The sequence below is a fragment of the Amycolatopsis sp. NPDC051071 genome, assembly GCF_040682875.1.
GTDB lineage: Bacteria > Actinomycetota > Actinomycetes > Mycobacteriales > Pseudonocardiaceae > Amycolatopsis.
Genome location: NZ_JBFBBY010000015.1, coordinates 19832 through 35541 on the forward strand (window position 1 = coordinate 19832; position 15710 = coordinate 35541).

Annotated in this window: 6 protein-coding genes; 1 reads left to right on the plus strand and 5 read right to left on the minus strand. The window is 70.1% G+C overall.

Annotated features, from left to right (window positions below; translation table 11 throughout):
* Nucleotides 1-12 precede the first annotated feature (12 nt).
* Genes AB0M65_RS07730 through AB0M65_RS07740 form a run of 3 tightly spaced genes read right to left on the minus strand, consistent with a single transcriptional unit; the run spans nt 13 to nt 13472 of the window.
* Nucleotides 13-12735 carry a toxin glutamine deamidase domain-containing protein gene (locus AB0M65_RS07730; protein ID WP_364023088.1) on the minus strand — a complete coding sequence of 4241 codons (12723 nt, stop codon included), beginning with the start codon at nt 12733-12735 and terminating at the stop codon, nt 13-15.
* 15 nt (nt 12736-12750) lie between these two features.
* Entirely contained in the window at nt 12751-13104 is a 354-nt protein-coding gene (locus tag AB0M65_RS07735) for a hypothetical protein (RefSeq protein WP_364023091.1), read from the minus strand.
* Nucleotides 13101-13472 (minus strand): YbaB/EbfC family nucleoid-associated protein, encoded by a 372-nt coding sequence (locus AB0M65_RS07740; protein WP_364023094.1) that lies wholly within the window; start codon nt 13470-13472, stop codon nt 13101-13103. Before AB0M65_RS07740 ends, AB0M65_RS07735 begins: the two co-directional genes overlap by 4 nt.
* A 118-nt stretch (nt 13473-13590) precedes the next feature.
* On the opposite strand from AB0M65_RS07740, the gene mycP reads away from it, so the two are divergent.
* Entirely contained in the window at nt 13591-14871 is a 1281-nt protein-coding gene (gene mycP / locus AB0M65_RS07745) for a type VII secretion-associated serine protease mycosin (RefSeq protein WP_364023097.1), read from the plus strand.
* Between the two features lie 56 nt (nt 14872-14927).
* Here the strand turns inward: mycP and AB0M65_RS07750 are convergent, their stop codons facing one another.
* A complete protein-coding gene (locus AB0M65_RS07750; RefSeq protein ID WP_364023099.1) occupies nt 14928-15236 on the minus strand; it encodes a hypothetical protein in 309 nt (102 codons plus the stop codon).
* Between the two features lie 19 nt (nt 15237-15255).
* Nucleotides 15256-15585, minus strand: a complete 330-nt coding sequence (locus tag AB0M65_RS07755; protein WP_364023102.1) for a hypothetical protein — start codon at nt 15583-15585, stop codon at nt 15256-15258.
* Nucleotides 15586-15710: the final 125 nt, after the last annotated feature.

Below are 15710 nucleotides of genomic sequence, written 5' to 3' on the forward strand. Positions count from 1 at the left end.
CCGCCGTGTCCCTCACTTGAACTCCCTCACCAGTTTCCACTCGTGGTCCCAGATGCGGGCGGGCCACGTCTGCCCGGCGATCCTGCCCAGCCGCTGGAGCTCTTCCAGCCGTTCACGCGCGCCTTCGGCCGCCTCGTCCCCGATCCCCGTCGCGACGAGCATCCGCACCAGCCAGGCCGGGTCGATCGCCCGGATCGCCGCGAGCACCTCCGCGTCGAACGGCACGTCGAACCAGGCGGCCACGAAGCCGGACCTGATCCCGGCCAGCGGGTCGGCGTAATCCGGGAAGGACTGGCCGTTGTCGATCACGATCGCTTCCCCGGACGGACCGGTCAGGCAGTCGCTCGGGCTTCTGTCCAGACTGGCCGCGACGTAGTCCAGGAAGGCGATCAGCTGTTGCTGCTCGCGAGGATAGGCCGGCACCTCCAGCGCGGGACCGGCGTCTGTGCGCCACACCTGACTGGAACCGGGTCCCAGTGGTCCGTCGATGTACGCGGTCGGCGGGACGGCGTCGGAGCCGACGGCTCGTGCCAGCCGGTACATGGCGTTCTCACGATATCCCTGTCCCGCCAGGGGAAGGTGCGACCCCAACGCGCGAGTCTCCCCCGAAGCCGGCTTGTAGATGGTCCGCGGGTGGTCGGCATAGGTCAGGTGGTAGGTGGCGTTGGCACTCTGGCGACCGTCGCCGAACTCGACACAGTCGAGTGGCTCGGCCGCGGTCATGGCCGCCTCCGCCGCGTCCCCGAACGCTTCCGGCCCCGGCGGTGGGGACGACGGCAGGCCACGCTTCGTCGCCTCGTCGAACAACTCGGCCTGCCGTCGCAGGATCGTCACCTCCAACGCCTCCTCGTCACGCGACAACGGCCTCGTCTGTTCTTCCTCCCGGCCGACGAGTGCGCCGACGGTTTCGTCGAGCGCACGCGCGGTCTCCGCGACCTCCTCGATGGCCTTGAGCCGCAACTGCAGTTCGGCGAGGTGACCACTCGGCGGCCTCAGGGTCAGCCGGAGATCGCGGTAGCCGTCGTGGCGCGGCCGGACGAACCGGTCGTCGAGGCTCACGATCTCCGTCTGCTCGGTGCCGAGCCGCTCACGCACGACGTCCAGTGCCTGGTAAGCCCAGGACACCTTGTCGAACGTCACGAACGCGGACGCGAGGCCGGTGTCCTTCGAAGCGTCGCTGTGACTGCCGGCGGTGCCACCCGCGGCTTCCGCCAGCCAGGCGGCGAAGTCGTCCAGCCAGGCCTGGTCTTCGGGCGACGCGGGGACGGAGCGCACGGGTGGGCTGTCCGGGAACGACACGATGCCTTCACGCACGGCCCTGACCGCCGCCCACTGCGTGCCGGTCAGGTCGATCGGGCCGGGTCGGGGGGCCAGCACGCTCTCACGCAGAATCTCTTCGGCTCCCCGTCGCGCGACTTCGGAAGTCGCCTCCGTGAGGATCTCGGCCTGCCCGCGTGGTGGCAGTTCGGCGTCGGTGAAGGTCAGCAAGCCGATTCCCGTCACACGCTTCGGCAAGCGCATCAGCCAGCCGTTGTGCGGCTCCAGGAAGACGACGCCGTTCGCGTCCCGGCTCACCAGCGCCACATGGTCGCGGACCGACCCGCCGCGTTCGGTGGAGGTCACATGGATGACGGCCAGCGCCCCGGCCGGCCGGTCCATCATCGCGGCGATGACACTGTCGTAGCTCGTGCCGTGATCGTGGTTCCAGGTTCCGCCGAGCCGATCCGAGATGTACCCCAGGCTGGACATCTCCCGCATCCGGTCCACCGGCACCGGCGGCGCGGTCACGTTCTCGCCGCGCAGGCGACGCACGTAGTAGACGACGGCACGGGTGCAGTTGGTCAGGTATCCGTCGTCCAAGGCGTCGGGCGCGTAGTAGTGGGGATTGGTCGCGGGAAGCTGTCCGTGCTTCGAAAGCAGGTAGGAAGCGGCCGCCGCCCACCGGCCGATCACGGTCTTCGCGTGCATCGCGGGCAGCGCGTTGCGCCGTGTCGTCCGGAACAACACGGAGTCCTCGCGCGGCACGGCCGCCGGATTCCGGGTCTCCCGGTAGGCGACATGGCCGATTTCCCGCGCGTGGACGGCTTCCACCTCGGCCGGCCCGAGGGACACATCGTCGTCCTTGCCGTTGTAGCCGGTTCTTTCCGGCGAAACCACGGCGCCCCGAGGCTCCGGCAGGTGAAGATCTCCTCGCGGCGGCCGGACGCCCGCCGGCGCGCCGACCGGCGGCAGCTCCACATCGGTGAAGGGCAACAGATCGAGCCCGACCGGGTCCTTCGGCAGGCTCAGCAACCAGCCGTCCTGCGGGTCGAGGAAAACGATCCTGCCCTCGTCGTTGGCCACCAGCGCGGCATGCCGTTCGACCCGCCCGCCTGCCAGGCGATACTCCATCGCCAGCACTGCCATCGCACCGGAAGGACGGTCCAGCATCGCGGAGATGACACTGTCGTAGCTCGTGCCGTGGCTGTGCTCCCAAGTCCCGCCGAGCCGCTCCGAGATGTACTCCAGCGTGCCCAGCACCGCGGAATCCGCGGGCCGCAACGGCGGAGCCGTCACGTCCTCCCCTCGGAGCCTACGCACGTAATAGACGACGTCGCGGGTGCAGTTGGTCCGGTAGCCGTCCAGGTACGCGTCGGGTGCGTGATAGTTCGGGTTCGTGAGAGGAAGTTCGGGATGGTGCTCCCGGATATACCGCTCGATGCCGGACTTTCCCGCGCCCGGAATACCCGCGTGGATCGCCGGAAGGACGTGCTGCCCCGTGGTGCCGGGCGCCAGGTCGACATGGCGACCATCCCCGTCGGGATGGGTCTCGCCCCCCGCTCGCGGAGGCGAGCCCTGCCACCCTCCCCGGTGATCGATCGAGTTCCGCCGGACCGGCGGATCGCGGTACTGGAGGTGTCTGACAGCGGCTTCCTCGGCTCGTTTCACCTCCGGGTCGTCGCCAGGACGGCGGGGGGCGTCCGGCGCCGGGTCCAGTTCCTTGGGCCACTCTGGCGAGTACAGCCAGCGGTACCGGTCGATGGCGTTGCTCAGATCGGCGTTGGCCTCCCAGACCGGCAGGCCGTTCCCGGTCCGGTGATGGTCGTCGAGGTACGTGGCCGCCCGTTCGGCGAGGGCGACGAGTTCCACGATCGCCAGCCGTCGCTCACCGAGTGTCCGGTAGTCGCCCCAATCCCGTCGAGGCCGGTTCGGGTCCAGCCGCACCGCCTCCGCGCCGAGGGAGCGCCGCAGGTCACGGAGAGCGTCTCGGTAAGCGTTCGCCCAGTTCCCGTACGGATAGTCGTGCGCGTTGATCCTGATCGCGGTGAACTCCGGGACGACCGTCCGCACCGGGCCCGCTTGGCGCTCGACCGACCGGCCGGGCCGCTCCAGCTCGGCCGTCACCGTCGCGGCGGAGAGGATCACCTGGGAATCCACGAAAGCCGACGCGGCCATCTGCACCGCGACGCGTTCGGCCGCCTTGCCCTGGTTGGTCTCGGCGATGTCCTTGTCGCTCAGTTCCAGTTCGTGTCGCCGGTGCCACCACTTGCGCCAGCCGACCACCGGACCGAACAGACCCGCCGTCATCGCGGCCACCGCCAGTGATTCGGTGACACCGAAAGCTTCCACGAAACCGACGGTCACGCTGGCGCTGACGAACGAAACCCTCGTGTAGGTCTTCACGAACTCGGCGCGCGACGCGAAACCCGGCCGGGTCTCGGACGGCAGCGCGCCCGGGACGACCGAGCGCACCTGCTCCGCCCGCGGTTGCCCGAGGAAGGGAAGCGCCTCGCGGAACCGCCTCAGCAGGCCGGGTCGCGGCGGGGCGATCATCTTCTCGACCTGCTCGAGCAACGCCATGCGTTCCGCGTACACATCCGGCCTCATCAGCCGTCGGATGTCCCGCTCGTCGAAGGCCCTTCTGTCCACTGTGTACCCGAGCTCGAGCTGGTCCAGCTTGTTCAGCTGCCAGATCGCGATCGGCAGCATGAGCAGGCTCTTCCCGGCCCCGTAGGCGGCCAGCGCCTGGAACAGCGTCAGATGCTGGGACAGCATCGCGGTGTTGTCGATCGTGCCCGACGCGGTCGACCGCAGTCCTCGCCGCAGGATCTCGCTGAAATACTGGGAGAAGTCCGGCAGATTGGCCATGATGCCCAGCTCGGGCATGGGCAGGTGGGCGTTGTGCGGGTCGGGGATCTCACTCGGCTCGGGCGGCCGCTCCAGACCGAGCCGCTGCCCCATGGCCGCGTAGACGTCCGCCTCGGCCTTGTCCAGGCCCCTGGCCCGCTTGTCGATCTCCTTGAGTTCCACCCCCTTCTGGACGCGGGTCCTGGCGCGCTCGGCGAGCGGCAGGAAGACCGCGGCGCCGACCGCGTACACGGTGAGGCTGAGCCAAGAGGCCAGTCCGATTCCCGTGTCCGCCCAGATTTCGAAGGGCACGGAGGCCACGGTCCCCGCGCCGAGCGCGGTCAATTGCGGGACGCTGAACCGTGCCCCGTGTTTGCGCAGGGGCTGGGCGAGATCGGGTCTCGGCCCCATCGCCTGCTTGTCCGCCGGGACGTCGTGGCCCTCTTCCGGGGCCCAGCCCAGTACCTCCAGCAACGAACGCACCCGTTCGGCGGGCGCCGCGACGGCGTCGATCTCGCGGGCTTTGGCGTCGTACTTCCGTACCTCCGCGACCTGCGCGTCCTTCTTGATCTCCCATTCGCGGGCGAGGAAACCGCTGTAGACGGCGTTGACGAGGCCGAAAACGCCCCACGCCAGGCCGCTGGCCGGCGAGCCCGCCGCCGCGAAGACCACCGCCGCGCTCCCGGAAGGCAGGAATCCGGTGATGAGCCCGGTGGCGACATGGGTCCGGGTCACCGGGTAGCCACCCGTGACCGTGGGCGGCAGGTGACGCTTGATCAGCGACGTGACGGGTTCACGTGCCAACGCGGCCAGGCGGTGACCGTGGTTCGCCTGGTTCGGGTCGAGGCCGAGTTTGCCGAGTACGTCCCGGATTTCCTTCCGGAGGCGGAATCGCTGGGGCAGGTTCCATCTAGCGCTGTCGAAGGCGCGAGCGAGGACGACGAGCTGGGCCAGATAACCGCGGTCGGCGGCGGTCGGCCGCGGCAGGCCGTCCAGATTCCCTTCCGGGCTGAGGAATCTCGCGCCGGGGTCGGCGGTGGGTTCGCCGGTCAGGTTCGCGTACCCGGCGATGAGCCCGTGCACGGCCACGCGGAGGGCGACCTCGAGCGGCATCCGGGTCGACGCGGCGATCTTGATGGTGCCCAGCGCCGGGCCGTGGTCCGGATGCCGTCGCGGTACCGACCACTGGCCGGCCGCGTCCTCGAGATCGGCGAGGTCGAGGACGACGCCGATCGTGCGTCCCCGCGGATCGGCGATCGTGATCGACCGGGGGTCCTGGCCGACGATCGTCATCCCGGCGACTTTCACCGCTTCGGGGAACGCGTCCCACAACGCCTGCTGGATCTTCTCGGGATAGGTCTTCCCCCGCACCGGCTCGCCCGCCTCGATGGGGACCGGGCCTGCCGGGGCGGGCGCGGGAGCGGGCTGGGGCGCCGGAAGTGCGGCCGGTGCGGCCGACGGCACCGAGGCGATCGCCGCGGTCAGCTGCCGGGCGAGGACGCCGAACCGCTCCGGATGTCCCCGCAGGTCCGCGATTTGTTCGAGAATCCCGCCCTGGTGGGTGGTCAGACCGGAGACTCGGTCGATGAGTTCGCCGGTTGCCGCGGCGGCGCCGACGGCCGTGATCAACTCCGAGAAGGCGCGTTGCGCGGTGGTCGGAAGCGCGTGCCAGACCGGAGCCCACTCCGGCGGAAGCCCGGCCGGAGGGGCCACTTGTGCCAGCCAGTGGGCCAGCGCCTCGCCCGTCTTCTCCGGGAACCCGTTCTTTCGTGCCAGCAACGTCGTGAAGTTCTTCAGCACGGGAAACCCGGCCCTCGGCCCCACCTCCGCGGCGAGATCCGCGAGCGCACGACGGTCCTCCGCCCGCAACGCCGCCCAGAAACCCGCCAGTCCAGCGGGTAACCCCGGCGGGGTGGGCACTCCGCCGTGCCGCGGATGCGGTGCCTGCCGCTGCGGATGCCGTGGTCGCTTTCCCGGTTGCCACGGGACACCCCAGTCGAGGGGACGGGGCCCGCCGCCGACCATGGGGTCCGGCCACATCAGGTCCGCCGGACCGCTGTCCGGCCGTGGCGGCGGTGGCGGCATTTCGGGCTGGAGCGACGGTGAAGGCGCCGGGTACTTGGCCGCGAACGCCGCCGGATCGGCCTTGAACTCTCCGACGGCCGGAGTCTCGATCCGCGGGTGTCGCGGATCGACGACGGCCCGCCGGATCCGGCCCGCGTCACTCTCGTGGCCGAAGCCGATCTCCCGCAGCTGCCCTGACAGCGTGGCCCGGCCCGCTTCACCGAGACGACCGGCCTCGATGCCGATGACCCGGCTCATCCAGAAGGAATCCCATTCGGCCGACGGCACCCGCAACGAACGCGGAACGACGTCGACGCGCAGTTCCCGCGGTACGACCGAATCCACGGCCCCCGCTCGCAACGCCTCGACCACCAGGAGTTCGCCGCTGCGCCCCTGGAACTCGTGCGAAGCCTGCATCAGGGTCTCGAACCACTCCCCGGCGAGGCCCCGGTACAGGTTGACGGGCTTCGGCTCCTGCATTCCGTGGACCACGCTCTCGTGCACCAGAGTGGTGACGAGCTCACCAAGGCCGACCTCCGGGCGAATCAGGCTCAGTCCCAGTTCGGGCAGCGCCACCGCACGCCGTTTCAACTGGCCGAAGAGCTTGTCCTCGCCGATCTGGGCCAGGATTCCGTCCCGCATCGGATGGCTCGCGATGGACCGGCCGTCCCAAGGGACCGCCGATTCCGTGAGGCGGTGCGCGAAATCCACTCCCTCCGCACCGAACAGCGCTTCGAGCCAGTGGCGCGTGATCGCCCGTGTCACCACGTCGAACCGGCCGTTCCCGCTCACCGACGGCCGCAGGAAGCGCATGCGGTGCGGATCGAGGAGATCGAACTCGACGACCTCCACCCAGCCGGGCACGGGGGAATCCGCGTGCTCCCTGGCGTACGCGCGCAGGGAATCGCTGAGGGCGCGCAGAGTCTCCAGCACCGGCCGCACGTCCTGCGTGCGTTCCGCCGCGGCGATCGAGTCCCGCAACTCGGCGGCCTTGCCGGCGAAGCCCGCCCAGGACGTCGTCCGCCGCTGGACCTCCTCGTGCGAGAGCGAGCCCAGCGCCGCTTCCTGTTCCAGCAAAGCCGACACCTTTGGCGCGGCCTCTTCGAGCTGCTTCGGAAGCTCGTCCGGAGGATGCGAACCGGGCTTGTTCCCGGCATCGAGGAAAACGTCGAAGTACTTTTTCGCGAGGAGCATCTTCTCGTCGATGGAGTACGCCTCGTCGCCGAGATCCCTGAGCAACGGTTCGAGCTTCTCGGGCATGGTCTGCCGGACCCGGTCGAGAAGATCGCCGAACTCGCGGCGGAAGGCCGGGAGTTCGGGCGCGTAGGCGTCCATCGCCGCCAGGAGCGCGCGTTCCGCGTCGGTCAGATCCCAGCCACGCGTGATCCCGATCGCCACGTTGTCCAGGTGGTTCTCTCGCGCCGCCGGGGACCACGCCCGGCGCTCGACGCCGTCACCGAGCAGATCGGCCAGCCTGCTCGCGTCGACGGCTGCCGCCGTACCGACCTCCTTGAGGTACCCGAACAATTCCGGGTTGTTCTCCTTGAACACCGCGAAGACTTCGTCAGAGGCGACCGACGGCCCCGCCTCGGCGGCAAGCCGCTCGTACATCCCGGCCATGACATCGGCCAGCGCGCGGAACTCGGTCAGCCATTCGGCTTCCGTGATCTCCTTCGGCTCCGGGGGCTTGTTCTCCGGTTTCGACGCCATCGGCTCGCGGGGAGGAGCGGCGAGCAGCTTGCCCTTGAGCCGCGGGTTCGGCGTCAGAAGGGTGAACGGCGAGTCCTTCCCCGGTGTTCTTGGCCCTTCCCAGTTCTGGCGGTACAGCACGCCGGCGAACCGTCGTCCCGGCCCCTCCGTCAACCGCCGGGTGATCTCCCGCAGGCCGGACTGGTCGTTCCACGCCGCCGGACCGTTGACCACCAGGAAATCGCGTTTGCCGAAGGGCCGGTTCGCGAGGTCTTCCCGCGCCCGCCGCAGCAGATCCTGATGAGCGGCGTCACCGGAGCCGCGGAGGTCGGCCACCATGACCCGTGCCAGGCCGCCGTCGGCGAGCCGGACGACGACCCACGGGAAACCGGTTGGCCTGCCGTGCGCGTCCCGGTTCGCGGGCACGACGTGGACGATCTCGGCGCCCACGAGCATCGCGTCGGTGAGTTGCCCGGTGTCCAGCCGGCGTAGATCGCCCTCGAGCGCTCGCTCCGGCCAGTGCCGCTCGACGAACTGCCTCGCCCTCGCCGCCGCTTCCTCGCCAAGGGCCTTGGCCAGAGCCGGCGAACGCACCGGGCGGTCTGCCGTCGCTTTCTCCGGGAAGGAATTCTTCGTATGCGGCAGGGAGTCCAACACCGTGTACGGAGCCGCTTTCGCTTCCCTGCCCTGGAATTCGCGGTGCTGGAACACCACGTCGAAACCGATGTCCATCAGCTCTCGAGACAGCGAGGCCGATTCGGGGTCCTTGCCGGCCGGGTGCCTGCCGTCGAGCACGGCACTGTTCCGCACGCCTTCCGGTGCCGCGTCGAGCCAGGCCCTTGCCCGGTCCATCGCTTCGCGGCGGGCCGCGGACCCCTCGCGAAGATCGCGCGCCGGGACGATCAGGATCCGCAAGCCGGTGAGCCCGGCCAGCCGGCCCGCTACTTCCACCATCCCGGTCGGCTCGCCCCGCTCGTCGAGCACGGGCCGCGGTCCGCCCTCGATCTCCGCACCCGCGAGCCAGCCGGGATTCTCCAGGAGCAGCTCGTACAAGGCGTCCAGCGCCGGGTCTTCCCCGCGGACCCGCTGTGCCCGGTAGGCGAGGATCTCGCGGATCGCGGCCCGTTCGCTGTCGCTGAGCGGGTTCTTCACCGGATCGGCGAGATACGCCGCGAACCGCCGGAGAGCGTCGATCTCCTGGTGCTCCCGCACCGTGGCGTCGGCGAATCCCCAAGGGCCCAGCGAATTCGGCATTCTCTGTGGCCCGAGTGTTCCGCCGCCGCCACGTTCCGGTCGTACCGTCCTCGGTTTCTCCGGCCGCGTGCCGGTCATCTCCGCCAGCCGCTCGCCGAGCCATTCGCGCTCTTCGTGTTCCTCCAGGAACTTCAGCTTTTCGGCCAGATCGGCGTCACGGGAAATCATCCTGCGCGGCTCGCCGGGCCGAGGGTGCAGGATGAGCCGGTCGATGATCTCGTCGAGAACGCGGTGCAGCACCTGCGCGGCGTTCCAGCCGAGTCCGGCGGCCAGGTTCCGCAGCGCCTCGCGCTCCGTGTCGGTCAACTGCTCCAGTACTTCGGGCGGTACTTCGGCGAGGGGGTCGGTGTCCGGGTCGACGCCACCGTCGTCCCTTCCGGGCCAGGCGGGGATCTCCGGCGCCGGCGGGCCCTGCCGGTCGATCCGGAGGGGGAACTCTTCGGGCCACCCGGGAACCGACGGCCGCGCAACGCCCGGAGCGACGGGGTCGCCGGGACGAGCGGGCGTCTGGGGCAACGCGGGAGAATCATGCTCCGGGCGTGCGGGAAGCTCGATCGGCGCCGGCTTTTCCGGCTGCGGCGGCCGGTGGAGGGGAAGATCGGGGGCAGGCGGCTTCCCCGGTACGGGGCCCGGAAAGTCGCCAGGCGGCACGGGGGTCACCGGGACGGTGGGGAGTCCGTGCGACGGCGCGGGATCCCACGGACGTGTGGGCCGGTGGTCCAGCCGCTTCGGCTCGGTGAACTCCGCGGGCCGTGTCGCCGGGAATCCGTCGGGAGGGCGAGGTACGACCTCGGGCTGCCGCACCGAGGGAAACGCCGCGGGAGGACGCGTTCGAGCGGCCTCGCGCGTTGTCGTCGTCTCGTCGGCGGCTCGCGACAGCGGGCCCGCGGCCGGACCGTCGGCCGCGCGACCGGGCTGCCGCCCCGGGGCGTCCGGCTCCGGGGTGATCCGCGTCGGACGCGGCGGCGGCGAAACCGGTGGCTCCGCGGGAAGACGGGCCGAATCCCCTTCCGGTAGCCGCTCCTCGCGCCAGATCTTCAAGCTTTCCGGCTCGGGACGGGCCAAGCCCGCCGCGTCTTCCTGCTTCGCGACGCGGTCCGCGCTTCTCGCGGGATCGGCGAGTCCCGTGGTGTAGTGAGGCTCGGCATCGCGAAGCCCGGCGACGGACGCATGAGGCAACGGCTTGGGCGACACGGTGGTCGACCCCGATCGATCCGCGCCTCGCGCCGGCGCGGCTTCGTGCGCGGCCGAGGGGACGGTGCCTTCGAGAAGGCCGACCGCCGACGAACGCGGCGCGGCCGCCGCACCACTGCCGTCACCCGGCACCGGTCCCGGTTGCTTCGGGTTGCCGCCGCCCGGCCCCACGCCGTCGATGGGGCCGTCGTCGTCCCCGTGACGCTTGGCGTATTCGTCCGGCATGTGCTTCTTCGCGAACTGGTCGATCGGCGTTTCGAACCGCTCGCGCCGCTCCCGGAGCGCCAATTCGTCGTCCTTGACCCGATCGGCGGGGCCGCCGTCCTCGCCGTGCCGGTCGCCTCGCGACCCGTCCCGCGATCCGTCCCGGTCGCTGCCCACACCGTCCTTCGACCCGTGGCCCGCCTCGTCGTGAACCGGATTCCGACGATCGACCGGCGCTTCTTCCCCGTGCTTCCCGGCGCGGGTTTCGCCTGGCTGTCCGGTCCCGCGGTCGCGGAGTCCATCCAGAACCTTCGCGGGCGCCGGCCCTTCGCGTCCGAGGTTCTTCAGGTCGTTCCGGGCCATGTTCGCCGCGTCACGCCCGATCGCGCCACCCGCGACGTCTTCCTTCGTGACGGAGTCACGGGACAGCGTCGGCGGCGGAGGATCGACGTCCGCCTTGCGCATCGAGTCGATGATCTCCATGCGGAGGCCGTGGCCGATATTGGGCGAAACGTGCCCCGTCGCCCGCCAGAACGCGAATTCCTCCCGCACCCTCGGCGGGTAGCCGGAATGAGCGGACTCCGTCCACGCCTTGTCGAACAGACCGCTCTGCCCGGGGCCGAGCTGATCCCGGAGGCCGTGCGGTGGCGAGTCCACGCTCGGCTGCGCGTGCCCGGTCTGGCCGTCGAGACCGTCACGGGACGGGGAGGCGTCGGCCCGGTCACCGCCGCGGTGGGACTCCGACGGCGCCTTCGGCTCGGCGGCGGCCGGCTCCGGGGCCGGCGGGCGGTCCGCCTGAGGTACGGGATCCTGCCCACCATGCCGATTCGGGGTGGCGCCGTGCTGTTCGGCAGGCGTTCCACCGTGTGGCGGAGCGGACCTGGGTTCCGGAGCGTGTAAGGAATCGCCGAGGGAAGTGGCCGCTTTACTCGTCGGCGAGTGCTCGGCCAAGTCGGCGAATTTCTTGTCGATGCCTTGCCGGAGCCCCTCCTTCTCGGCCGGGGTGGGACGCACCGGCTCCCCGTCGCGCGGGTTGGGTGGCGACGGCTCCCTGTCACGCGGTGGCCCCGGGTTCGGGGGTTCGGAGCCGCCCGCGTTCGGCGTCTTCTCGACCGGTCCCGGGGGAGGCGTGGAGTCCTTGCCATGGGGGACACCGGGCGCGGCGTCTTCCGCCCGGCGGGAACTCCGGAAGTCGTCGACGACATGAGCCGCCTTGCCAAGGCCGTATTTCGTCACTCCGGTGAGATTCGCCTTGCTGACGACATCCCCGACCTTGTGGAGCCCCTTGGGGAATCCAGTGAGGTCGGCCGCTTTCGCGCCCTTTCCCAAGGCACGCGCGCCGCGGGCGATGCCCGCACCGGCGCCACGGGTACCGAGCAGGCCGGCGACGTTCCCAGTGGTGTATCCCAGTGCGTGCTTCCAGTCGGTCTTCCATTCGTCATAGGCGATGAAGTTCTTGCCGAATTCCGTGAGCGTGTCACCGAGCACGCCGTCGAACAGCTTGTCGTCGACGAACTGGCCCAAATTCGGGTCGAGGCCGTACAACGCCGCGCCGCCGACCAGCAGGCCGAGGTTTCCCCATGCCTGCTCCGCGTTGTAGACGGAAAAGCCGCCCTCGCCGTAACCGGCCAGCCCGGCGAGCGCCTTGAGCTGGACGACGGCCGAATCCCAGAGGCCGCCGAAAAAGCCGTCGTGGGGGGTGGTGTCGGGCGTCGACGGATGCAGCATGTTGTGCGCGGTATCGCTGATCATCTTCTTGATGTCCTTGGCCACCCCCTCCGCCAGCTTTCGCCGGTAGTAGCCCCTGACATACGGGAGATTGCAGCCCAGCGCGAGGTAGATCAGGTGGTTGCGGTCGTAGGTGTCGTGGATCTTGTCCTTGATGTCGACGAGGAGGTTCGCGTAGGACTCGTACGCGCCGCCGAGGGAATCGAGGCCGCCGGCGATCTGGATGATGCCGTTCTCGCCGTTGTTGTTGTTTTGGACGAGATCGCGCATGCCCGCGCCACCCCTGTCCCGCCACGCGCTGCTGTGCAGCTGGGTCACGACGTCGTTCGTGCGTGTCACGGCTTGCCGCACGTGATTCGCGCCCGCTTTGAACCCCTCGGCCTTCTCCTGCGCGTGGACCGCGCTGTCCGGGGGGTAGTAGTCGTCGACGGTCCCGCCGCCTTCAGACAGGATCAGGTTCCAGAAATCGCCCGACGGCGGGCCTTTGTCCTCCATGACCGCGAGCGCCGATCAGCTGCGGACCGACGACCAGATGGCACTGGCCGCCTCGGCGTCATGGGCCACGTAGACCGGCACCAGCAGCTCGCCGAGTTCCGCGACGTTGACGTAGAAGCCGGGAACCGACGCCACGGCCGCCCTGGCCTTGGTCGGCGCGAATTCCCCGTCCTTGCCCTTGAGCAGGCTGGTGAACGCCTCGCCCAGCGGACCGCGGCCGACCTGGTTGGCGGAGACGATCCGGTTGTTGTCACGGGTCCAGGCGTCGCGAAGATCGGCGGACGCGCCACGCAGATTCCCCATGAAGGAGCCGGTCGCCTCGGGATCCATGTCGGCGGCGTCGTCACCGTTCAGGCTCAGCCAGGTCATCGGTGCTCCCCCGCGATCTGCCGGTCGAGTACGTGCAAAGCGGGCCCGAACCGCAAATCGGCCGGTCCAGGCTCGGGGTTGTCCGGCAGGTGACCGGCGACGAGCGCCGCACACTGCTCCTGGGCGCGTGCGGCGGCGCGGTGGATCGTGTCCTTGATGGACCGCGCCAGCTCGGCGGAGTCGGGAACGCGATAGATACGCGGATCAAGGCGCAGCTCGACCAGCTCGCCGTAGCCGCCCGCGGTCGCGCTGATCAACCCGTCATCGGATTCGGCGGTCGCCCGCAGTTCCGCGATCCGCTCCTGGGCCACCCGGAGCTCCCCGGCCATTCGCCGGTAGTCGTCGTACCTGTTGACGGACGTCTCCATGGTGCCTCCCACCTCTGTCTCCGGCCCAGTTTGCGGCCGTCACGCGCCGGTCGCGGGCCCGTGGCAGGTTGCGGCCAGCCGAGGCCGGTACGCCGGTCGCCGTCCGACCATTGCCAGGGTGAAGAGACATCGGATACTCGTCGCCGCGACGGCGTTTGCCGTGCTCCACTGCGGCACCGGCGTTGTCCCGGCGTACGCGGCCCCGCCCGGGGAGGCCTGCCGTGATCCGGAGCCGGCGCACGCCGAGGTACCGGCGGAGCCCTGGGCCCAGCGCCTGCTCTCCCCCGAAAAAGTCTGGCCGCGAAGCCGGGGCGCCGGCGTACTGGTCGCGGTGGTGGACTCCGGGGTCGATGCCGACCACCCCCAGCTCAGCAGAGCCGGGAAAGTCCGCCATGGCCGGGATTTCTATCTGCCGGGCGGGCTGCCGGGCTCGTTCGACTGCGTCTCGCATGGCACCGGGGTGGCCGGGGTCATCGCCGCCGATCCGGTACCGGGCATCGGTTTCCACGGGATCGCCCCGGACGCGGAGATCCTCCCGGTGCGGATCACCGACCGTGACCTGAGCGACCAAGGCGGCTCACTGCGGATCGACCCGCAGGTGGTGGCCAACGGGATCCGGTACGCGGCGGACCAGAACGCGAAGGTGATCAACCTTTCGCTGGCCGGGCTGAGTGACTTCCCGGTCATCCGCGACGCGGTGGCGTACGCCGTCTGGAAGGACGCGGTGGTCGTCGCCGCGGCGGGAAACGCGCAGCGGGACACGAATCCCGGGCTGCCGTCCTACCCGGCGGGATATCCCGGTGTGCTCGGGGTGGGCGCGGTGGACATCGACGGCGCACGGATGACCGCTTCGCAGATCGGCCCCTACGTCGGGATCATGGCGCCGGGCGCGAAGGTACTCGCCACGACCCGCGTGGCAGGCCACGCCTACGTCGACGGCACCAGTTTCGCCGCGCCGTTCGTCTCCGCGACGGCCGCGCTGGTGCGGTCCGCGTGGCCTGAATTGTCGGCCGCACAGGTGATCCAGCGGCTGAAGGCGACGGCGAGCCCGGCACGGGGCGGCCGGGCGAGCGACGCGTACGGCGCGGGACTGGCCGATCCCTACCGCGCGGTGACCGACGGGCTCGATACGGCCAAGCCCGCGGCCATGCCGGCGTATGTCCCGGGGCCGGTCGACCAGGCCGCACTCGACCGCGCCGAGAGGGTGCGGGCGACCGGCACGGCCGCGAAATGGCTGACCACCGCGGCGATCGCCGCGATCGTGCTGGCCGCGCTGGGGGTGGCCGTCGTGCTACGCGGACGACGTCGCCGCTGGCGTCCCGGCCGGGTGGCACCACTGCCGGCCGAGCCCGCGACGATCGAACCGCCGGAGCAGATGTTCCTGCTCCCCAAGTGGTGAAAGAAGCCCCGGCGAGCCAGGCTCGCCGGGGCTTCCGTCCTCAGTGGACATCTTGCTCAGAGTGACTTGAGCACCTGTGCCGCCTGACGGGGCGCGTCCAGCAGGGTTTCGAACGCGTTACGCGTGCCGTGTGCCTGCCCGATCTGGGTATTGAAGGTTTCGCTTGCCTTCGCCATGTCACTGTGCACCTGCTGCAGCAGCTCGTGACCGAACCCGGAGCGAACGTCCGAGTCGTACAGGTACGCGAATTGCTGCCGCTGCTGGTCGACGTTGTCGATCTGGTCGTTCGCGTCGGAGGTGATGGTGCTCGCCATCGTTTCGCCGGTTTCCCGGTGTGCGGTGACGCGGTCGGAATTCATCGCCATTACCAGTCTCCTTTCCGGATTACATCCTGGCCGCGAGGCCGTAGGTCGCCGATCCCTGTGCCAACCGCGACGCTTCCGAGTCGTGGTCGACGATGATGCCCGCCGCGGTCATCATCCCGTCCGAAGTGTCGGTCGTCTGCCCGACGTGGACACCGGTCTCCCCGCGCCGCGACGTATCCACGTCACACATGGCGGGGACGAACGTCCCACTGCACGCGGCCGCTCCCTCGTCGACCGCGCTCGCGACCCGCTTGGAGCCGTCCGCCATGGTCTGGCCGAATTCCGAGAAACGCGACGACTGGGCGCGCAACGCGGCGGTGTCGTCGTCGATCAAATCCCAATACGACATGCTCGGTTCTCCTTTCCGTGCCTTCGCACTCTTCCGAGAGGCTAGGTCGCCGGGACGCCGCACCCGGGCCAACGGCAAGTTCCTGCCATCGCCGCCGGGCGGAGCCGGTCTTCGCGGACGATCGG

Bases quoted from the DNA above. Each gene is read 5' to 3' on its own strand.
- AB0M65_RS07730 (WP_364023088.1), bottom strand. From the start codon at position 12,735: ATGGAGGACAAAGGCCCGCCGTCGGGCGATTTCTGGAACCTGATCCTG.
- AB0M65_RS07735 (WP_364023091.1), bottom strand. From the start codon at position 13,104: ATGACCTGGCTGAGCCTGAACGGTGACGACGCCGCCGACATGGATCCC.
- AB0M65_RS07740 (WP_364023094.1), bottom strand. From the start codon at position 13,472: ATGGAGACGTCCGTCAACAGGTACGACGACTACCGGCGAATGGCCGGG.
- AB0M65_RS07750 (WP_364023099.1), bottom strand. From the start codon at position 15,236: ATGGCGATGAATTCCGACCGCGTCACCGCACACCGGGAAACCGGCGAA.
- AB0M65_RS07755 (WP_364023102.1), bottom strand. From the start codon at position 15,585: ATGTCGTATTGGGATTTGATCGACGACGACACCGCCGCGTTGCGCGCC.